The 20,873-nt window shown below is 73.0% G+C and carries 13 protein-coding genes; 6 read left to right on the top strand and 7 right to left on the bottom strand.

All coding sequences use genetic code 11. The annotated features are described in order from the left end of the window. Positions 1-205 precede the first annotated feature (205 nt). Positions 206-3,496 carry a S8 family peptidase gene (locus tag ACFPCV_RS00715; RefSeq protein ID WP_378053316.1) on the bottom strand — a complete coding sequence of 1,097 codons (3,291 nt, stop codon included), beginning with the start codon at positions 3,494-3,496 and terminating at the stop codon, positions 206-208. Between the two features lie 187 nt (positions 3,497-3,683). On the opposite strand from ACFPCV_RS00715, the gene ACFPCV_RS00710 reads away from it, so the two are divergent. Continuing rightward, positions 3,684-4,538, top strand: coding sequence for a peptidoglycan-binding protein (locus tag ACFPCV_RS00710; RefSeq protein WP_378053314.1), 855 nt, complete (start codon positions 3,684-3,686; stop codon positions 4,536-4,538). A gap of 72 nt (positions 4,539-4,610) precedes the next feature. On the opposite strand, the gene ACFPCV_RS00705 is transcribed toward ACFPCV_RS00710, so the two are convergent. From ACFPCV_RS00705 to ACFPCV_RS00685, 5 genes are all read right to left on the bottom strand, one after another. Then, positions 4,611-5,162, bottom strand: a complete 552-nt coding sequence (locus ACFPCV_RS00705) for a carboxymuconolactone decarboxylase family protein (protein WP_378053312.1) — start codon at positions 5,160-5,162, stop codon at positions 4,611-4,613. 109 nt (positions 5,163-5,271) lie between these two features. Beyond that, a complete protein-coding gene (locus ACFPCV_RS00700) occupies positions 5,272-6,219 on the bottom strand; it encodes a glycoside hydrolase family 11 protein (protein ID WP_378053310.1) in 948 nt (315 codons plus the stop codon). Positions 6,220-6,387: 168 nt separating this feature from the next. After that, the gene (locus tag ACFPCV_RS00695) at positions 6,388-7,989 is read right to left on the bottom strand and encodes an ABC-F family ATP-binding cassette domain-containing protein (RefSeq protein ID WP_378053308.1); all 1,602 of its coding nucleotides are present in this window, start codon (positions 7,987-7,989) and stop codon (positions 6,388-6,390) included. A gap of 160 nt (positions 7,990-8,149) precedes the next feature. After that, on the bottom strand, positions 8,150-9,385 hold the full coding sequence (locus ACFPCV_RS00690) for a hypothetical protein (RefSeq protein WP_378053306.1): 1,236 nt from the start codon (positions 9,383-9,385) through the stop codon (positions 8,150-8,152). Positions 9,386-9,408: 23 nt separating this feature from the next. Next, complete coding sequence (locus ACFPCV_RS00685) at positions 9,409-10,506, bottom strand: hypothetical protein (protein WP_378053304.1); 1,098 nt, start codon at positions 10,504-10,506, stop codon at positions 9,409-9,411. Positions 10,507-10,635: 129 nt separating this feature from the next. On the opposite strand from ACFPCV_RS00685, the gene ACFPCV_RS00680 reads away from it, so the two are divergent. The 5 genes from ACFPCV_RS00680 (at position 10,636) to ACFPCV_RS00660 (ending at position 17,921) form a co-directional block, all read left to right on the top strand. Then, a complete protein-coding gene (locus tag ACFPCV_RS00680; RefSeq protein ID WP_378053302.1) occupies positions 10,636-12,168 on the top strand; it encodes an outer membrane protein assembly factor BamB family protein in 1,533 nt (510 codons plus the stop codon). A gap of 33 nt (positions 12,169-12,201) precedes the next feature. Next, a complete protein-coding gene (locus ACFPCV_RS00675; protein ID WP_378053300.1) occupies positions 12,202-13,053 on the top strand; it encodes a diacylglycerol/lipid kinase family protein in 852 nt (283 codons plus the stop codon). 119 nt (positions 13,054-13,172) lie between these two features. Continuing rightward, on the top strand, positions 13,173-14,705 hold the full coding sequence (locus ACFPCV_RS00670) for a S8 family peptidase (RefSeq protein ID WP_378053298.1): 1,533 nt from the start codon (positions 13,173-13,175) through the stop codon (positions 14,703-14,705). A 93-nt stretch (positions 14,706-14,798) separates the two neighbouring features. Beyond that, the gene (locus ACFPCV_RS00665; protein WP_378053296.1) at positions 14,799-15,281 is read left to right on the top strand and encodes a hypothetical protein; all 483 of its coding nucleotides are present in this window, start codon (positions 14,799-14,801) and stop codon (positions 15,279-15,281) included. A gap of 114 nt (positions 15,282-15,395) precedes the next feature. Next, positions 15,396-17,921: a CHAT domain-containing protein gene (locus ACFPCV_RS00660; protein ID WP_378053294.1), complete on the top strand. Its 2,526-nt coding sequence runs from the start codon at positions 15,396-15,398 to the stop codon at positions 17,919-17,921. Here ACFPCV_RS00660 and ACFPCV_RS00655 read toward each other — a convergent pair. After that, positions 17,878-20,871 (bottom strand): hypothetical protein, encoded by a 2,994-nt coding sequence (locus tag ACFPCV_RS00655; protein WP_378053292.1) that lies wholly within the window; start codon positions 20,869-20,871, stop codon positions 17,878-17,880. The two genes, ACFPCV_RS00660 and ACFPCV_RS00655, sit on opposite strands and share 44 nt — an antisense overlap. Positions 20,872-20,873: the final 2 nt, after the last annotated feature.

Genomic DNA, 20,873 nt, shown 5'->3' with positions numbered 1-20,873 from the left:
CCTCCTCGACGCAGGGCGCGCGCGGGTCCTGCCCTCAGGAGAGCCGCGCACGTGCGGACCACCATGTGGTGATCCGTCCACCACCAAACCGCAAGACCGGTCAGGACTCAACGATCTGGGAACGAGAAGGGCTGAAGGAGCCCACAGAACCATCCGCGTGGCCTAATCCGGACACAACCGAACCGGTCAGGGGAGGGCCCGCCGATCACCTGGCCCGGTACGCGCGGATCACGGTCTGGGTGACCGTGTCGCCCGCGGAGTCGCTCGCCTGTGCCCGCAGCGAGACATACCGGGCCCCGCGCGGATGCGTGATCTCCACCGTGCCGCCGCTGGGCCGGTCCATCGTCACCGTCAGCGGCCGCCACGTCCGTCCGTCGTCGAAGGACGCCGCCACCGACAGCCCGGTCACCTCCGCCGCTGGCGCGTTGTGCTGCCGCTGCACCGCGACCGGGATCCGCACCGACGTGCTCGTCGCCGCGTTGTCCGGGTCGAGCCCCGGCGGCGCGAAACGCACCGCCATCAACGGCAGCCCGGTGCCGCCCTTGCCCTTCGTTTTCGGGTCCGGCTCCGGCGGGCGCTGCGAACCGAACGTCCACACACCCGAGATCCGCGTCGAGAGGTCCGCAACGCCGCTGCGGACCGAGTCGACCTCCAGCCGGTAGGTGAACCGCCCGGCAGGCACCTCGAACTGGCCCACACCCGGCTGCGTGGTCGCACCGACCTTGACCCCCTCCCGGTACAGCACCGTGCGCCCCGAGTCCACTTCGGACACTCCGGCGCGGTCGAGGCCCGCGTCGCCGTAGAGCGGCAGGTTCACCGCGAGCACGTCGCCCGACCGGCTCGCGAACTCGCCGTCGGCGGTGAACCCCGGCCCGAACACCGCGGTGTTCCACTCCTCGTCGGCCACCCGGCCAGGCACGTGGTCCACCACGCCACCGGTCAGCACCGTCTCCGTGCGCACCTGCCCGCGCACCATCGACCACTGCTGCAGCTCACCCGACCACCGCGTCCCGTCGACGTTGTGGAACTCCGTGCGCGTCAACGGCAACCGGAAACCGAACCCGAAACCGCCGGCCACCCCGGCCCTGGGCTCCTGCGCGACCCACACCTTGGTGCCGCGTTTGCGGTCGGCCTGCGCGCGGTAGGTGCTGCGCACCTGCGCCAGGTCACCGTCCACGACATGCCGGGCGAACCCGGTGGGCACGGCCCCGTACTCGAACCACGCCAGGTTGTAGGTCACGGTGCTGCGCGCCACCTCGCCGTCCGCGTCCGGCACCGCCCACACCCCGCCAAGGCTCGTGACGATCTCCTCCTCGCGTGCCGGCTCCCCGACCTGACCGACGCCGATCCGGTCGAAGGTGTCACCAAGCACGCCCGTGGAAAGCGCGGTGTCCGGGGTGAACCTGGTGTACGTCACGGCCACCGCCTCCGGCGCCACCTCCGGCCGGTCGAACGTCACCGACACCGGCGCCGCCGTGCGCGCGTCGAGCACCACCGTCGTGTCGGCCCGCACGTCCACCGTCGGGTGGACCACCTTCGCGGAGTCGAACAGCCGCCCACCCGGCCGCGGCGTGCTGAGCGCGCCGTCCACGTGGTACCGGCCGGCCCGCACCCGCAGCGTCCCGGCGCCACCGACGCCCGGCACCGGACGGAACCGCGTCTGGTCGAGACCGAACACGAACGAGAAGTGGTCGTCGGTCGGCGCGCCGGTGGCGTCCAGCGTCCTCAGCGTCAGGTCGTAGCTCTCCGGCTCCCGGTCCACCGCCACCGGTGTGACCACCCGGACCCCCGTGTCGTCGGTGGCCTCGACACGCGCGCCGAACGTGCCCGCCGCGGCGGGCAGCGCCGTGTTCACCGTGACCTCGACCCCGGTGGTGCCGTGCGCGGGCACCGTCACCGTCCGCGCGGAGAGCCCGAACATCCCCTCGGGCACCGGTTCGCCGCCGGGACCGCTGACCGGCAGGGCCAGCCGCAGCGTGCGCGGCACACCGCCGTCGTTGCGGTAGGTGACCGTCCTGGTCATGGTCGCGTCGTCCTCGTGCGGCCAGCTCATCCGCCCCACCGAAACGGTCGCCGGCTCGGCGACCACGTCCTGCCCGGCTGCGCGCGCGGCGTCCACCCGGCCCGCGCCCTGCTCGTAGACCCCCGCGTCCGCCACCGGCTCGGCCGCGCCCACCAGCACCGCCTTGAGCTGCGCACCCGTCCACTCCGGGTGCCGCTGCGCCAGGATCGCGGCCGACCCGGCCACGTGCGGGGTTGCCATCGACGTGCCGCTGAGCGCGACATACCGGTCCCCGCGCTCGCCCCGTGTGGAGAACCGGGACCGCGCCGCGGTGATCTCCACACCCGGCGCCGTGATCTCCGGCTTCAACGCCGCGTCGTGCACCCTCGGCCCCCGCCCGGAGAACCCGGCGAGCACGTCCTGGTCGTCCACCGCACCCACGGCCAGCGCCGCGTCGGCGCTGGCGGGGGAGGAGACCGTCTCCGCGCCGTAACCGCCGTCGTTGCCGGCGGCGACCACGAACAGGGTGCCGTACTCGGCGCTCAGCCGCGCCACCGCCAACTCCAGCGGGTCCTCACCCGCGGTGTCCGGACCACCCAGGCTCAGGTTCACGACCTTCGCGCCCTTCGCCGCGGCCCACTCCATCCCCGCCAGAATCGCCGACTCCGGACAGCCCGCACCCCCGCACACCTTGCCCACCAGCAGTTTCGCGCCCGGAGCGACCCCCTTGAACCGCCCGCCCGACGCGGCGCCGGTGCCCGCGACCGTCGAAGCGACGTGCGTGCCGTGCCCGTCCCGGTCCCGGACACCCGCCTCCGCCGTGAAGTTCCTCGTGGCCCAGATCTGCCTGCGCAGGTCAGGATGCGTGTCGTCGACCCCGGTGTCCAGCACGGCGACCGGCACACCCTCACCGGTCCAGCCCGCCTCCCACGCCCTGGGCGCCTGGACCTGCGGGACGCTCACGTCCAGACTGGGGTGCCGCAGCCCGTCCAGCCAGACCCGGCCCCGCCGCGCGGCCCAGAACCCGGCCGTGCTCTCCTTGGGCTGACTGACCGCCACCGCGTCCACAGTGGACAACTCGGCGGTGACGGTCGCCGCCGGGCCCGCCGGACCACCCTGCACGATCAACGGGATGTCGGCCCGGCCCGCGTCGCCGTACCCGTCGCGCAGCAACCCCGCGACGTCGAAGAGCCGTCGGTCCACCTGCCCGGTCCGCACCGCCCGCCACGCGTCGTGCGGCACCACCAGCAGCGCGTCGTCCACCCGCGTCGTGGCGAAATGCACGTGCTGCCGCCCGGCCCCCGGCCGCACCTGCGGCACCAGCTGCGTGCCGACCCTGCGCACGGTCACGTGGTCGCCGGTGACCAGCGTGACCGCCCCGAGGAACTCACTCACCGCCGCGGGCGCCCGCGCGGCCACGGCGGGCACCGGCGCCCCGCCCGCCGCGACCACCACCGAGAGCAGAACCATCGACAGCTTCGCCCCGACCGGCATGGCGCCTCCCGGCTGTGTGTGTTTCTTTCAAACAAGCCGCTCGGCGCCGCCACGTCAAGGACCGGTCCCATCGAGGTGACTGTCGGTCAGGCGCGGACCTCGCACGAAGGCACGCAGATCCGTTTGTACGTCTCTTGTACTCCGGGTTGTCACGATGCCGGCGCAACTGGACGAACGGAGCGTGCTGATGAACCAGTACACGAGGCGCCAACTGCTTTCCCGCGGGCTGGCCGCCGGTGCGGCGCTGGCCGTGCCCGCGCTGGCAGGCACACAGGCCGCCACGGCCACCACCGCGTTGGCGACCGTCGACATGGAGCTGGTGCTGCTCGCGTGCCAGGTCGACCCACCGAAGTCGGGCACCGGCCTCACCTCGGGGTGCGGGCCGCACGTGCTTGCCGTGGAGCGGGCGTTGCAGGCCAAGGGACTGCTGGCCTCGGCCCAGGTCGACGGGCACTACGGCACCTCGACCCTGGACGGGTACGCCGCCTGGCAGCGCAGCCTCGGCTTCTCCGGTCTCGACGCCAACGGCGTCCCCGGCCGCACCTCACTGACCCAGCTCGGGTCCGGCCGCTTCGGCGTGACCAGAACCGTCACCGCGGGCTCCCGCACCGCCTCCTACGGCGGCAAACGCGTCAACACCAGGACCGCCGACATGCTCCGCGCCGCCGACGGCATGCTCTCGTGGAGCCTGACCCTGACCCAGGGCTCGTACACGTCGAGCAACCCCGACTCCGCGGGCACCCACGACGGCGGCGGGGTCGTCGACATCAGCGTCAGCAGCATGACCACGACCCAGCGGTGGCAGACCATCCGCGCACTGCGCACCGTCGGGTTCGCGGCGTGGCTGCGCACCCCCAGCGACGGGTTCGCCTACCACATCCACGCCAACGGCATCTCCGACCCGGACATGTCCCGGCCCGCCCGCAACCAGATCCACGACTACTACTACGGCAGGAACGGCCTCGCCAACCACGCCGCCGACAACACCCCGCAGGCCTACCGCGTGCCCTTCACGTGGTGGGAGAAGTACAAGCGCAGCTGAACCTTCCTGGCGGCAGGCCCGCCACCGAACCGGCGGCGGGCCTGCCTCCACCGCGGACTGAACCCCCCGCGTTCAGTCCGGCACGCCATACCCCTGTTCGAGGATCCGCGCGGCCATGCCCGTGTAGGCGTCCTGGTCCGGTGGGGCGAACGTGGCCAGCCCGTCGACGTAGCGGTTGAACATGCAGAACGCCGCCGCGATCAGCACCGTGTCGTGGATCTCCAGGTCGACCGCACCCTCGGCGCGGGCCGCCTCGACCAGGTCCGGGGTGACCTTGCGGCCCGACTCCTGCACAGCGGCCGCGATCCGCAGCAGGGCACGCAGTTTCGGCGTGACCGGCGCGCTGTCGAGGTCGGCGCGGACCTGGTCGACCAGCGCCATCCCGGTCGGCAACTGGGCCGCGGCGAACGCGGAGTGCGACGAGCAGCAGAAGGTGCACTCGTTGAGCCCCGAAACGTACGCCGCGATCAGCTCCCGCTCACCGGGGGTCAGCGGATGCGGTTGCCTGCGCAGCAGCACCTCCGCCAGCTCGTTCAACGGGTTCCCGGTCTCCGGGCGGTACTTCATCGGCCCTGTGATGCCGGGGAACAGGGTCTCGTCGACGCCGAGATCGATGTGTGCCATGGCCTCGAACCTAGCGACGGCAACGAATCCGGCACAGCCCGCGCAAGCGGGAGTCTTCACATGGTCCAGCGCCGCGCCGCCGGTCGGCGGCGCGGCGCGTGCGTTCGGGTCAACCCGTCCTGCAGGAGACCGTCGGCCAGGTCCAGTTCCCGTTGTGCCGGATGGTGACGCCCCAGTTGTTGCCGTTGCCGTTCGGCGTGGCGACCAGCTGCTGGGACGAGGGCCAGTCGGCGTTGACGTTCCACGTCGCGATGATCGACGCCGGGGACGGGACGTTCATCGTCGCCGTCCAGGAGCTGGCGCCCGACACCGCGACGTTGAGGTTGTAGCGGTCCGACCACTGGTCACCGGCGGACAGCGTCGCGGTGCAGCCACCACCACCTCCGCCACCACCACCTCCGCCACCATCACCTCCGCCACCACCGCCGCCGGAACCGACGGTGATGTTGGAGCTGCCGCTGCTCTGGTACCCCTCCGTCGCCATGATCATGTAGTCGTGGCTGCCCAGGTTCATGCCCTGGCGCGCCCACGCGTCGAAGTGGTTGCCGGAGGTGATCGTGCCGCCCGTCTTCTTCGACTGCCGGACACTCCAGTACTGGTCGAAGGTACGGGTGCCGTCGATCGACGGGGCGTTGTACCGCGTCGTCTTGTAGATGTCGTACGTGCCGCCGTCACTGGTGACCGTCCCCATGAAGGTTCCGGTCGGGCGGTAGGTACCCCAGTTGTCGACGACGTAGTACTCGACGAGCGGGTTTCTCGTCCACCCGTACAGCGTCAGATAGGAGTTGCCCGACGGGTTGAAGCTGCCGGAGTAGGTGACACTCCTGCGCCCGCCGGTCTGCCAGCCCTTGCCCGCCACGAAATTCCCGGTGTTGCGCCAGGACGTGGTGTAGTTGCCGCCGGCACCGAGTTCCATCGAGACCGTGCCCTGGCTGTCGGTCCAGAAAGAATAGAAGTAGCCGTTGTGGTTGCCGGTTTGGTTTGTCGTAATGGCGTTGGCGATACCTGGTGGCAGCAAAACGGAGAACACCAGCGCCAAGGCGGCCGAAAAGACCATCAGAAACCTGGGTCTGCGTCTTTTCGGGCGCACGGAAGTGTCGTTCATGTGCGTACTTCCTCTTCGTCGAGGAGGGGGTCGCTGAAAAAGTATGAGTAGCCCCGCGACGAACTGTCAATAATTTTCGCGAATGTTTCGGAATACCGGTAATTGCGGAATGTTTCGGAGTCACAGCGCCAGCCGAGGCCACCCGCCGGTGTCGCGCAGCAACTGCCGGTCGTGGGTGGCGACGACCACCGCGGCCCCCGTCGACCCGAGCGCCGCCGTCAGCTCGTCCACCAGCGTCGCCGACAGGTGGTTGGTCGGCTCGTCGAGGACCAGCACGTGCGGTAGCCGCGCCAGTACCAGCGCCAGGTCCAGCCGCCGCCGCGCGCCGACCGACAGCTCGGCCACCGGCCGGTGGGTGTCGCGGCGGTCCAGCAGGCCCAGCGAACCCAGCCCTGGCGCGGAGCGCCCGCTGCGGGCGACCCGCTCGTCATACAGCTCCACCGCGGTGCGCCCGCCCGGCGGATCCGACTCCTGACCCAGCCACCCCACCCGCACGCCCCTCGCGGTGGTGACCTGACCGGTGTCCGGCGCCAGCACACCGGCCAGCACCGACAACAGCGTCGACTTGCCCGCGCCGTTGGCGCCGGTGACCACCAGCCGGTCACCCGAGTCCAGCGCGACGTCCACCGGCCGCGTGAGCCTGCCCGCCACGGTCACCCCCTCGGCCCGCAGCAACGTCGCGCCGCGGTGTTCTGGCAGGTCGGGCAGCGCGAACCGGATGGGCGGCGGCGGGACCGCCACCACGTGCGCCGCCAGGTCCTCCTGCCGCCGGTGCACCGCCCGCACCAGACCCGGTGCGCGGGTGGCGCGGGTGTGTTTGCCGTGCCCCTTGTCCGGCCGCCAGTTGTCCCGCAACCGGTTCTGCGCCGCGGACAGGTCCGCCGCCAGCCGCTGCCGCTCGGCGAGCTGATCGGCGTGCAACGCCTCCCAGCGGGCCCGCTCCGCACGACGGCCCTCGACATGGCCTGCGTAACCGCCGCCGTACACCCGTGGCCTGCCGTCGCTGGACGGGTCGAGGTCCAGCACGGTGGTCGCCACGTCCGCCAGCAGCGCCCGGTCGTGGCTGACCAGCACGACCACACCAGGATGGGCACGCAACCGCTCGGTGAGGTGGCCGAGCCCGTCGGCGTCGAGATGGTTGGTCGGCTCGTCGAGCAACAGCACGGAATGCCCCGCGCCGAGCAGGCAGGCGAGCCGCACCCGGTGCCGCTGCCCGACCGACAGCGTGCCCAGCGCCCTGCCCCGGTCGGCTACCGCGTTCAGCGCTGCCAGCGAGATCTCGACCCGCCGGTCGGCGTCCCACGCGTCGAGCGCCTCGGCCTGCGCGAGCGCGGCCGCGTAGGCGTCCTCGGCGCCGGGACTGCCGTCGGTGAGCGCGGCGGTCGCGTCGTCGAGCCCGGCCAGTGCACCGCGTGCGGCGGCCAGCTCGAGGTCGATGAGGTCGCCGACGGTGTCGGTCGCGCCGAGCGGGAGCTGCTGGTCGGCCACCCCGACCGACCCGGCACGGTGCACCTCGCCCTGGTCGGCGGGCAGGTCCCCGGCGAGGACCCGCAACAGGGTGGTCTTGCCGCGACCGTTCTCGCCGACGACGGCGACCCGGTCACCCGCGGCGGCGACCAGGTCGACCCCGGCGAGCACGGGCCGCCCACCCAAGCAGATGTGGACCCCGGACGCGCGGACGTGCGCCGCGCGCGCAGGGGCGAGCGAAAGATGAGACGACATGAAGGAACTGCCTCCAGCGAAACGTGATGAGCAGAAAGGACGAACACCGGCACCGCGGACCGCGGTGCCGGTGGAGGCGTCGTCCCTCAGAGGTAGAGCAGTTGCTGCATCACCTACGCCAGGGTAGGTCGTCCCGGCGGGCCGGTCATCCCGATTACGGTCAGAAGCACAGCGTGCTGAGCGCCGACGAGTACCGGCCGTCGAGGACGCCCGCCACGTCGAACCCGTCCTCGCGCACCGAGACCGCCATGTTGTCCAGCCCGAACTCGCAGGTCAGGGCGAAGTCGGTGCGGGCAGCGCCCTCCTCGGGCACGCCGGTCCCGGTCAGCCGGACCGTGCCCGGCTCGCGGACCACGAGGTCCAGCCCGGTGGTGTCCCGCACGACGAAGTGGGCCTCGGGATGGTTCACGATCGTCCAGGCCACATCGGACACCTCGGCCATCCGTCCGACGCCGCGGTTCTCCTCCGCGTCGAACGGGCACCCCGGCGGCCCGAGGACGCGTTGCGTCGCGCACTCGTCGACGTGCGCGTCGATCGCCCGCTGCGCGGCGTCGGCACCCGCGTCGGTCAGCGTGTACCCGGCCGTGAACCGGACGGCCGGGTCCCGCGACTCGCTGGGCACCGCGACGAGCCGCGACGGCTCGAACGCGAGCCGGTCGGCGAAGCTCGGGTACAGGTCGTAGACCCCGGGGAACAGCCGCACCGGGACCGTGGCCGTCGCGGGGTCCGGCGTCGCGGCCTGCCGCACACCACCCAGCTCGACGACGTCCAGGTCGCGCACCAGCAGGTCCACCTCGACGAACGGTGCCTCGATGGTCCAGCCGTCCTCGCCGTGCGCCAGGCGGAACCGGCCCTGCTGGGTGGTTTCCCCCGCACTGATCGTGACGTCGACCTCCGCGGTGGTGTCGGTCACGTGCCGCTCCACGACCTTGTCGACCGACCAGTCCTCGGCCAGCGCGTCACCGGACAGGAACGACAGCCGGTTGTCCTCCTCCGGCTCACCAGCGATCCGCAACGCCTCCTCGGTGTCGCCCGCGCGGATGGCGTCGAGGTAGGACTGGACGACGTCCCTGGGGCCCCGCGTGAACACCGATACCGCGACCAGCGTCGCCACCAGCCCGACGACCAGGACACCCGCCACCAGCAGCACCGGCTTGCGGTGCCGCCCGACCCACGTCCACCAGGCGGGCACGGTCCCGCCGAGCGAGGAGGCGGTGCCCGCGGTCCCTGTTGCGGCGGTCTCCGGTTGCGTGGTCTCGGCTTCCGGGGTCGCGGGTTCCTCGGCCTTCGGCGACGCGTCGTCCGATGGGGTGGGTTGGGGAGAGTCCGCGGCCGCAGTGTCCGATGTGGCGTCACCCGAGGCGGGGGCTTCCGGGGTGGGGTCGGTGTCGGCCATGTCCGGTGGCTCCGTCGGGGTCGTCATGTGTTGCGCAGGCAGGTGTTGAAGGTGCCCGCTGCCGGGGTGCGCGCGCCAGGGGCGTCCACGAGTGCCACCTTGCCGTCCGCTCCGACGCCGGCCAGCAGGCCGGTCAGGTCGATCCGGCACGTGACGGTGAACGTCGCCGGGTTGCCGTCGGAGTCGGTGCCGCTGCCGCTCAGCGCCATCGCGCCCGGTTCGGTGGACCGCAGCGTGAAACCGGCGCTGTACTGGTCGGTGCGCTGGTCGGTCATCTCGGCGACGGGGTAGGTGGTCACCTTCCACGTGAGACCGTGCAGGTCTGTCACCCGCTTGCCGTCCGGGGTGTCGATCTCGCCGTCGGTCGCGAACGGACAGCCACCGTACGGGGCCTGGGTGGCGAACCGGGCGCACTCGTCGATGCGCTCCCGGAGCACCTTCTGCAGCTGTGCCAAGGTTTCCCGGCCGGGGGTGAGCGCGGCCGGGACGATGGTGGTCTCGTGCGAGTCCGAGGGCGGGAACGCCGCCACCACCTCGGTTCCCCGCGTTTCCACGACGTCGCGCACCGACTCGTAGAAGCGGTACGTGCCGGGGAACAACACGTAGCTCCTCCGGTTGTTCAGGTCGTACGGGCGGGGCACGACCTTGTCGTTGACCCGGATGTAGGCAAGCGGCGACGGCGGGAACCGCACCCGCACGAACGGATCCGACATCAGCCATTCGCCGTCGTGCTCGTCCACGGTGAACACGCCCTCCGCGGTGCCTCCCGGCCCGCCCAGCACCGCCTTCACCGTGGCGGTGGAGCGCAGGACACGGTCTGTCTCCGTCACCGACACCACCCACCAGTCGTCGCCGATGGCCTCCGGCGACAGGAAGACCGCGGTGTCGCCGTAGGGCACGCCGTACCCGTAACGGGAGACGAGCGCGAGCGCGCCGTCGACGTCCTTCTCCGTGATCGCCGTGAGGTAGGCCTCGACCGTCGCCTCGGGATCGCGGTCGTTCACCGCGACCACCGTGATCCACACCGCGACCACGGCGGCGATCACCCCGAACACGATCGGCGCGACGGGGTACCGGCGGGGCTCCCGCGCCGGTGGCGCGCCGGGCCGCGACGACTCCACTTCGGACTCCTCACCGTCAGGTCTCCTCTGCGCCCCGCACGGCGGGATGCCCGGCATCGTATTCAGCCGTTCCGCCATCGCGGGCACGATTGGCCGAATATCCTCCCTGGCAGTCAGGGAGGAGCCCCGATGACCGACCCGATCGACCCGCCTGCCGGGGGTGCGTCGTCGACCGAACCCGCCGCGCGGCCAGCCAACGCCGACCGGGCGGCCGAAGTGGACAGCGCGCCGGCCCGCCCCGATGTCCTGGCGACGTTGCGCGGTCGGCGTCCGCTCGTGCTCGCGGCCGCCGCGGTCCTGCTGGTGGCGGCGGTCGTGACGACCCTCCTCGTCACACTCGGCGACGCCGACCGGCCGGTGCCGCCCGGCACGATGCCGACGTTGGGCAGCCAGTTCGCCGCGCCTCCCACCGGCCAGGACACCTCGACGCCCGCCGTGCCCGCGCCGCTGCCCTCCTTCCGGGGGAATCCGTTGTGGACCTTGCCGCTGCCCCCGGGCAGCGACGAGCACGACGTGCCCGAGTTCGCCGTCACCGACCACGGGTACGTGCTGGTGAACGACAAGGACGTCGTCGGTCTCGACCGGGCGGGCACGGAGCTGTGGCGCTTCGCGCCGCCCGCCACCGACTACTTCAGGGCCGAGGTGACCGGGTCCCAGGTGTTCCTGGGCTACCGCAACCCCGACGAGGACCGCTGGCCCCAGCCGGAGGTGATCGTCGCGCTCGACGCCGCGACCGGCGCGGAGCTCTGGCGGGAGACCGAGGCCTCGTTCTGGTCGGTCACCACCGACACCATCTACCTGTCGGTGTGCTACGGCGGGCAGAACAACCACATCGGCGACTGTGAGCTCAGCGCCCGCGACCCCCGCACCAACTCGATTCGCTGGGCCATCCCGACCTACGCCAGCTCCCGGGTCGTCAACGACAGCCAGGAACCGCAGGCCGCGCCGACACCGCCGTACCTGCTCATCGGGTCCTACCCGACCGGCAGGGAAAGCTACGTCCTCTCCAGCCACGACCCCGGCACCGGCGCAACACTCGGCAGCGGCTTCCGGGGACCGGACGGGGACATCGGATCGGTCAGCACCGCGTCGGAACGGATGGTGGTCACCACCGAAGACCACGACGACAACCCGGCGGACGGGTGCACCGCCACCCTCATCGGGTTCTCCGTCGCCGGCGCCGACGAGATCTGGCGGCACACGGCCCGCACCGCCAAGGAACTGGACGGCAAGCGGTGCGGGCGGCAGCCCGTCTCCCGCAACCGCGGCCGGATGGCGGTGACCACCGAGAACGGTGCGCCGAGCGTGCTGAACGTGGAGACCGGCGCGATCGAGTGGTCGGCGCCGCAGAAGGGGCAGGCCCTCGCGGCGTCCGACACGACGCTGCTGGTCGCCGAGTCCGCCGCGGAGGGCACCGTCGAGCTGGTCGCCTACCGGGTCGGCAACGCGAAACCGGTGTGGCGGGCCCCGTTCCCCGGCAACGTCGACGCCGCGCTCGTGACCATCACCGACACCCACGCCGTCGTCACCAGGACCGACGCGGCCGGGTACGACCTGAAGACGGGCGAGGGCTGGTCCTACGGCGGCGTGCCCGCGCAGGACACGGCCACGTGGTTCGCGGTCTGCGACGCGACCGCGTGCCGGGCCTACCCCGTCGGCTGAGCCACCGGGCGGTCCGGCGGGCAGAATGCGCGGATGCGCATCGTCCTCGTGGCCAACCGGCGCTCCGGCAGCGGGCGCACCGACGCCGACCGGATCCGGCAACTGCTCGCCGGCGCCGGCGCCGAGGTCGAGCCGATGGGCCTCGACCAGCTCGACGCGCCGCTGCCGGCCGGGACCGAACGGGTCGTCGTCGCGGGCGGGGACGGGTCGATCGGGGTCGCGGCCATGGCGGCGGCACGCGCGGGCGTGCCGCTCGCGGTGCTGGCCACCGGCACCGCCAACGACTTCGCCAACGCACTCGGCCTGCCAACCGACCTCGAAACGGCGTGCCCCCTCGCCGCCGACCCGGCCGCGCGGACCGAACCGAGGGAGATCGGGCTCGTCGGCGAGCGCCCGTTCGTCAACGCCGCGGCCGCCGGGCTGTCCGCGGTCGCCAGCAGGCTCGCCACACCGCACAAGGCCAGGCTCGGGGCGCTCGCGTACGCGTTCGGCGCGGTCCGGGCCGGACTCACCGCGTCGCACACCCCGTGCCGTGTGCTCGTCGACGGCGAGTCGGTGTTCGACGGGGACGCGTGGCAGGTCGTGGTGGCGGTCAGCGGGGCGTTCGGGGGCGGGTCCAACATCGGCGGCACCCGCCACGACGACGGCCGCCTCGACGTCGCGGTCGTGCCTGCCGGATCACGGTTCGCGCTCGTGCGGCACGGCTACCGCATGCGCCGCGGCATGCTCACACAGCAGGAGGACGTGCCACACCACCGCGGCGGGGAGATCGAGGTGGTGGTGCCGCGGGGCACCGAGTTCAACGTGGACGGCGACCTCCGCGTGCTCGACCCGGCACGGTTCTCACTGCTCGACGGCGGGGTCCGGGTCGTCGTACCGCGATGATCCATCTGTTCGATTGCACGGCGTCGTTATCGACTCGTAATGTCCGAAGTGTATTTCCGGGGCGTTTTCGCGCACTGCTGTGAGGACGAACCTGTGTGCCAGGAGGCGGGGAGGTCTCGATGCACTTCTACATCCGTCGCGACACAAGCGACGAAGGGCTCGGCAGCGAGGTGCCTGCCGTGCCGGGGAAGCTGCTGGCCAGACACGGTGCGCGGATGTCGCGTACCGCGACGGCGCCGTCGGGCACGGCCTACCGCGCCGACGTCCTGCGGGTCCCGCCCACAGTGGACCGGGAAGTGGTCGAGCAGTCCCTCGCGGACATCAACCTGAAACTCGCCGGGGCCGACCCGGCGGAGTCCGGGCACCGGCCGCCGGTGGTGCGGCTCGAGGCCCGTGACCCGGGCAAGCCCGCACGGGTCGACGCCTGGTACGCGCTGGAGCACCTGCGGGAGAAGGCCACCGGGGAACAGGTCGCGCTGGAGCACCTGCTGTTCCTCGGGCTCGACCCGGCACCGTGGGACTCCCACGGCATCGACCCCGCGCCATGGGACTCCCACGGACTGTACGGCCGGGACTCCTACCTGCGGTCCGCGCGTGGCGGCCCGGTGCCGGTCAGCATGTCCGTGCGCCCGCCGAGGGCACGGCCCCTGGTCGCGGGCAGCGGGTTCGACCGCAGGCCCGTGATCGCGGTGCTGGACACCGGCATCTCCGCACACGAGTGGTTCGGCACGACCGACCGCGACACGGGGTTCCCGCCCGGCGGGTTCATCCGCGTGCTCAAGGAGGTGCAGGACGCCATCACCGCGAGCAGCCGGGAGGCGGGCACCGGCGCGCGGGTCATCGAGGACTACTGGGACGAGGACGTCGCGGCCAACCCGCTGACCGGCGAACTGGACCGGCACGTCGGCCACGGCACGTTCATCGCAGGCATCGTCCGGCAGGTCGCGCCGGACTCCGAGGTCGGGGTCGCCAGGGTGATGGCCGGGGACGGTGTCGCCTACGAAAGCGACGTGCTGGCCGCGCTGGAACGGCTCGTCGAGCAGGTCCGGGCCGCCCAGGCCCCCGGCGGCAACCCCGCCGACATGATCGACATCCTGTCGATCTCGATCGGCTACTACTGCGAGACCATCGAGGACGAGGCCGAGACCACCGAGTTCGCCCGCCTGCTCGGCGAACTGAGCGACCTTGGCGTGCTGGTCGTGGCCGCGGCCGGCAACGACGCCACGACACGGCCGTTCTTCCCGGCCGCGCTCGCCGTCACCCCGCCCGCGGGTGGCGGGCAGCCGGTGCTCAGCGTCGGCGCGCTCAACCCCAACGGCACCAAGGCGTTCTTCAGCAACCAGGCGCCGTGGGTGCACGCGTGGGCGACCGGAGCGGCCGTCGTGAGCACGTTCCCGACGCTGCGCGGCAGCACCGGACCCGCCAACGCGATCCGCGAGCTGGACCGCGAGTCACTGGACCCGGACGACTTCACCAGCGGGTTCGCGATGTGGCACGGCACGTCGTTCGCGGGACCGCACGCCGCGGCCGCGCTCGCCAACCGGCTCATCGAGCAGGCCGACACCGACCCGGACCTGCGGATGGGCCGTGTCAGCCAGGAAGCGATGCGGGAACGGGCCCGCCGCGCCGTGGCCTCGTGCCCGGGGTGCTGACCAGGTGAACACCACGATCCGGGAGGAGGTCGACGCACTGTTACCCACCAAGGTGCGCCGGTCACAGCTGTCGGGCAGGACGGGGGACCGGCGGTGAGCCAGGACCGCACCGATGACCGGGACGCCGCGCTGCCCGAGGACGACGCCGCCCTGCTGGCCGCCGTGTCGGCGCTGCTGGAAGCCGCCGACCCGGTGCCACCCGGCCTCGCCGACCGCGTCCGGTTCGCGATCGAGCTGGACGACGTCGACGCGGAGCTCTCCCGGCTGGTGGAGCTGTCGTCGCTGGTGGCCGCCCGCTCCGACGAGTTCACCCGGCTCGTCACGTTCCAGGGCGACAGCCTCACGATCATGATCACGCTCGAACGGGGCGCCGACGGCACCACGAGGATCGACGGCTGGCTCACGCCGGCCGCGTGCCGCCAGGTCGAGGTGCGCTGCCCGGCAAGGCAGCTGTCCACCGAGTCCGACGACACCGGCCGGTTCTCCCTCGACGGCGTGCCATCGGGCACGGTCCGGCTCGTCGTGCACGACCCGGGGAGCACCCACCGGGTCATCACACCCACGATCGAGCTGTGACCGGCACCAGCCACCCCGCGGACGCGGACGCCATGCCCTGAAAGACGCGGGGGACATCGGCGCGAAGGCCACAAACCACTGTTCCGACGGCCGGAGGGCCCCGATACTGGCCTGGTGTCCCGTGACGAGGCCCGTGGTGTTCGCGCGCGCGAGCTGCACGCCCGCGGTCTCGAGGCGCTCAACCGCGGCCGCCCGCTGCTCGGTGCCCGGTCGCTGCGGGCAGGTCTGCGGCTGCTCGGCTGGCCGGGCGCCGTCGGTGTGTGGCAGGCGCACCGCGAGCTGACGTTCCGCCTCCTCGGCACGCTCGCGGCCGCCGAGGTCGCGCGCGGCAGCAGCGACCGGGGCTTCGCGCTGCTGGACAGCATGGACACGCTGATCACCGAGAACAACCGTGGTGTCCTGCTGCTCCAACGCGGTCTGCTGCTGACCATGATCGGCCGCGTCGACGACGCGGTCCGCGGTTTCGACGCGGCCGTGCCGCTGCTGGAACGCGCCGGTGAGCGGGTCGCGCTCGCCAGGACACTGCTGAACAGGGCGTTCATCCACCAGATCGCGGGCCAGGTGCGGCCCGCCCTCGCCGACCTGGCCCGCAGCGAGGAGATCAGCCGCGAGCTCGGCATGACCGTCCAGCTCGCGAAGTCCTTCCACGGCAGGGGATCCTGCCTGCTGCTCGCCGGTGACATCCCCGGCGCACTGCGGGCCTTCGACCAGGCCGAGCAGGGATACGCGGCGGACGCGGACGGCATGCTCGTCGTGCTCGCCGTCGAGAAGGCGCGGGCGATGCTCGCCGCGGGCCTCGGCGCGGACGCGGCGGGTGTGCTCGACGCCGCACTGCCCCGGTTCGCCGGGCTCGGCATGAACCAGGAACACGCCGAGGCCGAGCTGACCCGCGCGCAGATCGCGCTGGCGGTCGGCGACCACGACACCGCACGACGGTGGGCGGGCCAGGCCGGACGCCGCTTCCGCCGCAGGCGCAACGAGGCGTGGGCGGCGGTCGCCACGCTCACGAGACTGCGCGCCGAGTTCGCAGCCGGCCGCGGCTCGGCCAAGGTCGCCGCGACAGCGGCCGTGCTCGCCGTCGCGCTCCGCGAGCTGGGGCTGCACAACGACGCGGAGGCCGCCGAGTTGCTGGCCGCCCGCGCGCACCTGCGCAGGGGCGAGATCGACGAAGCCGGCCGGCGGGTCCGCGCCCAGCCAAGCCGCCGATCCACACTGGACACCCGGCTGCAACGGCACGTCGTCCGGGCGCGGATCGCGGCGGCGCGCGGCGACCACACCGCGACCTTCCGGCACGCGCGGGCGGGCCTGAGCCGGCTCGCCGCGCACCGCGGCCTCTTCGGCAGCATCGACCTGCAGACCGGGGTCGCCGCGCTCGGCGCGGAACTGGCCAGGGCCGGGCTCGACGCCGCGCTGGCCGACGGCAGGCCCGCGACGGTGTTCCGCTGGCTCGAACACTCGCGGGCCCAGGCGTTCCGCTCCCGCGCGGTGCACCCGCTCGACGACCCGGTCACCGCGGACGCGCTCGCCGAGCTGCGGCAGCGGTCCCGCGTGGCGCGGGCAAGCGAGCTGGAGGGCCAGCGCGACCCGGCGGCGGCCCGCCGCTGCGCGGAGCTGGAACGCCAGATCCGCGCGCACAGCTGGCGGGCCAGCGGCACCGGCGAACACCACGCGCAGGCCTCGCTGGCCGAGGTCCGCGCCGAACTCCGCGCCGCAGGCGCCGCACTGGCGAGCTTGTTCGTCGTCGGCACCCGGATCAACGCGCTGCTGGTCACCGACCGCACGACCAGGATCGTCGAGCTCGGCGACCTGCCGACAGCCACCGAGACCGCCACCAGGCTGCGCGGCGACCTGGACGTCCTGTCCGGCCGCGCGCTGCCCGCCGCGCTCGACACCGCGGTCCGCGCCTCGGCCCGCCACCAGCTCGACGTGCTGACCGAGCACCTCATCGCCCCGATGCGCAGGCACCTGCGTGACGCCGACCTCGTCGTCGTGCCCACCGGCCCGCTCTCCGGGGTGCCGTGGGGGCTGCTGCCGGACCTGCGTGGCCGCCCGGTGACGGTGTCGCCGTCGGCGACGGTCTGGCTGTCGGGCAGGAAAGCGCCACGCACGGCCGCCGGCACGCTCCTGGTGGCGGGCCCGAACCTCCGGCACGCCGAGGACGAGGTCGAGCAGCTGGCCCTCATCCACCCGGACAGCGAAACGCTGTCCGGTGCGGACGCCACCGTCGAGTCGACGATGAAGGCACTCGACGGGTGCGCGGTCGCGCACTTCGCCGCACACGGCCACCACGAACAGGACAGCGTGCTGTTCTCCCGGCTCGACCTCGCCGACGGCCCGCTGATGGCCTACGACATCCACCGGCTCGGCGCCGCGCCGGAGCACGTGATCCTCGCGTCCTGCGACGTGGGGAAGGTGGTCGTGCGGGCAGGCGACGAGATCCTCGGCTTCACCGCGGCACTGCTGTACAGCGGGACGCGGACCGTCGTGTCGAGCGTGGCACGCATGGACGACGCGGAGGCGGTCGGCGTCATGACCGCCTACCACCGCGGCCTGGCCGACGGGGTAGCCCCGGCGCGGGCGCTGGCCGACGCCGCGCTCACGGCACCGATGACACCGCTGGTGTGCTTCGGAAGCGGATGAGCGTCCCGGCCAGCACCAGAGCGGCACCCGCACCGGCCACCACCAGCGGCAGCTCTGCGGGGATCCCCAGGTGCACGGTGATGCCCAGAATCCTGGACAGCCCCCACGGCAGGAGCGCGAGCTGGTCGTTCCACAGCGTCAGCGCACGTTCGAGCCCGATGACCGCGACCAGCCCGCCGAGCACCAGCGGCGGCGTGCCCGCGGCGACCAGCACCCGCCCGGTCGCCGCCCGCCCGCCCATACCGGTGCGGAGCGCGACGTGGGCGACCACGAACACACCGAGGAACGCCGCGAACGCGACCGTCACGTACGCGCTCCTCGCCACCGGGTCGGTCCAGAAGTCGAACCAGTAGTGGCCGGGCCCGCGCACCGCGAGCGCGGCCAGCAGCAGGACCGTGCGCAGCAGCGCGAGCCCGCCGACCGCGGCCGCCACGACGAACGGGTCGGCCGGGCGGACCAGCAGCGCCAGCACGACACCGAACAGCACCCACGCGCCGAGCACGAGCACCAGGTGCGCGGGCGCGGCGAACCACGTGAGCACCGCGCGGCTCGCCACGATCGCGACGGCCGGGATCGCCAGCACCAGCACCCGGTCCGCCCGCGCCGGCTCGAGACCGGCGTCGCCGAGCCGCCACGGGCGGGTGGCGCCGAGCCACAGCGCGCGCACCGCGACCGGCCGGCGCCACAACGCGCCGACCGCGAGCGTGGCGCCGACCGCGGCGAGCAGGCCGCGTGCCAGCCACGCCATCGGCTCGTCCCGGGCCGCGCGTTCGAGCCCCAGTCCGGCGGCGGTCAGGTTGAACGCGGGCAGGTCGAGGTCGGCGCCGTACCGGCGCACGTGCTCCGCGCTCGCCAGCGCGTAGCGGTCCGCCGCGGCGTGCCACGCCGCGGCGGCGGCGGCCGAACCGGTGTCGAGCCACTGCACGTGCCGCAGCACCGTGGTCCGGTAGGCACCCAGCGTGGTGAACAGGTCGACCTGGTAGTCCAGCGTGTCGAGGAACCGCTTGCGCGCCACCGGATCCCGCCACGTCGCCGGGTCCGTGCCCGCCACCAGGTCCCGCATCCGGCGTGCGTCGCGGACCGCGTCGTCGCCCTCGCGGACGGCCTCGTCGACCCGGTCCCGCCCGACCGCGTAGATCGTGCCGAGCGCGGCGCTGTCGCCGGTCAGGATGTCCCACTCGAAGATCCACATCATCGGCGGCGGTTCGAGCCCCAGCGCCCGCACACCCTTCTCCGCGTACGGCCCGATGTAGAGCCCGGTGGTGACCGCGTCCCTGGACAACGCCATCGCCTTCCCGATCGCCGCGACCGTGGCCGGGTCGTCGGAGAACGTGCGCCGCGCCCAGTCGGCGGTCGCCTGCGCCGGGTCGAGGTCCGGGTCCCGCGCGAGCCGCCCGGTGACATAGGTGTTGAGGTCGTACAGCTCCCAGAACCCGGCCCGCAACGTCAGGCTGCGCGGGCCCGCCAGCAGCGGCCCGCCGCCCTGCGCCCACGTCCACACGCCTTCGACGTGCGGGTTGCCGGCCAGGAACCGGCGCAGCGCCTGCTGGTGCAGCACCCCGAGGTCGTTGGGCAGCGCGCCGAGACCCTCGAACTCCCTGCGCGACTGGAACTCCACGATCCGCCGGTGCTCGCCGACCAACAGCGTGTCGTTGAGCGGCAGGTGGCTGTAGAAGTCGCCGAGCGAGTACTTCGTGGACACGATGAGCCGGTCGTCGCGCAGGCCCCCGAGCACCTCCAGGTAGGCGTCGCGGCTGGTGTGCAACCGCCCGACGGCGCCGATGCCCACGCTCCAGCTGCGGAACACGACCTCCGTGCCGGTCCTGTCCGCCACCGCGAGGAACGCGCGCAGCATCGCCTGCACGGCAGCGGGTGTGGTGACGGCGATCTGCGAGGTGTAGTCCCAGCCGGGCAGCTGGTAGACGGCGCCGCCCTCACCGATGCGGACCATGAGCCCGGCCGCGAAGGGCAGCCGGTCGAACAGCTCGGTGAGACCTGCCTGGTAGATCCGCCACAGCCGCGCGTCCTCGGTGTCGAGGCCGCCGACCGTGCGTTCCAGATAGGAGCGCAGCGGCGGGGACAGGGCGAGCATGTCGGTGGACAGGTACACGCGCATGCCCATGTCGGCGGCGTACCGCCAGACCGGCCCGAACGCGGCCGTCATCGCCTCGGCCCGCGCGACGTGCGGGTCGCCGTCGGGGTACACGTCAAGACCGCGGAACGTGACGTACTCCAGGAACCCGGGGATGACGACCGCGTTGTAGCCCAGCGCCAGCGAATGGTCCACGTGCGCGCGGAACTGTGCGGCGATCCGGTCCACCGCCGCCGCGTCCACGTACGGCGCGCCCGGCAGGATCGCGTCGCCGACGACGTCGGAGTTCAGCGAGTAGTCGCCGGTGCGGTAGCGGGCCGGGTCCTCGGGCAGGCCGACGCCACCGAGATCGGTCAGCCGCAGCCCGAGCCGGGGCGCGACGACCCGGCCGTCGGCCTCGACCGCCGCGCCGGAACGGACGCGGTCGGCGATCGTGTACAACCCCGCCGCCGCGCCGGCGACGGTCCCGGCGACGACGTCCATGCCCGCACCGGCCCGGTCGATCCGGTAGGCCTGCGGCCCACCGGCGAAACCCGGTTCGACCCGCACCCGCAGCGCGGGACCAGTCGCCGCGGCACCGATCGCGGGCGCAGGCACACCACGTGCCGCGAACGCGTCCGCCACTTCCCCTGCGGCCCTGCGCACCCGCGCGTCCGCGGGCACCACGATGCCCGTCACGGCGGGTGGCGGAACCGCGGCCCGCGGCGGCGCGGCGGTCAGGTTCTCCACGGGCACGTCGACGTCCCGCACGGACAACCCGAGCGCGTCGTTGACCTGCCAGGCGACCACACCACCCAGCCCGAGCAGCACCGCGACCACGACCGGCACCCGCCACCACCTGAGGCGATCACCACGCACCG

It is taken from the genome of Actinophytocola glycyrrhizae, from assembly GCF_042653545.1.
Lineage (GTDB): Bacteria > Actinomycetota > Actinomycetes > Mycobacteriales > Pseudonocardiaceae > Actinophytocola > Actinophytocola glycyrrhizae.
The sequence above is the reverse complement of the archived record's forward strand: the minus strand, read 5'-3'. Positions and strand labels throughout refer to the sequence as shown.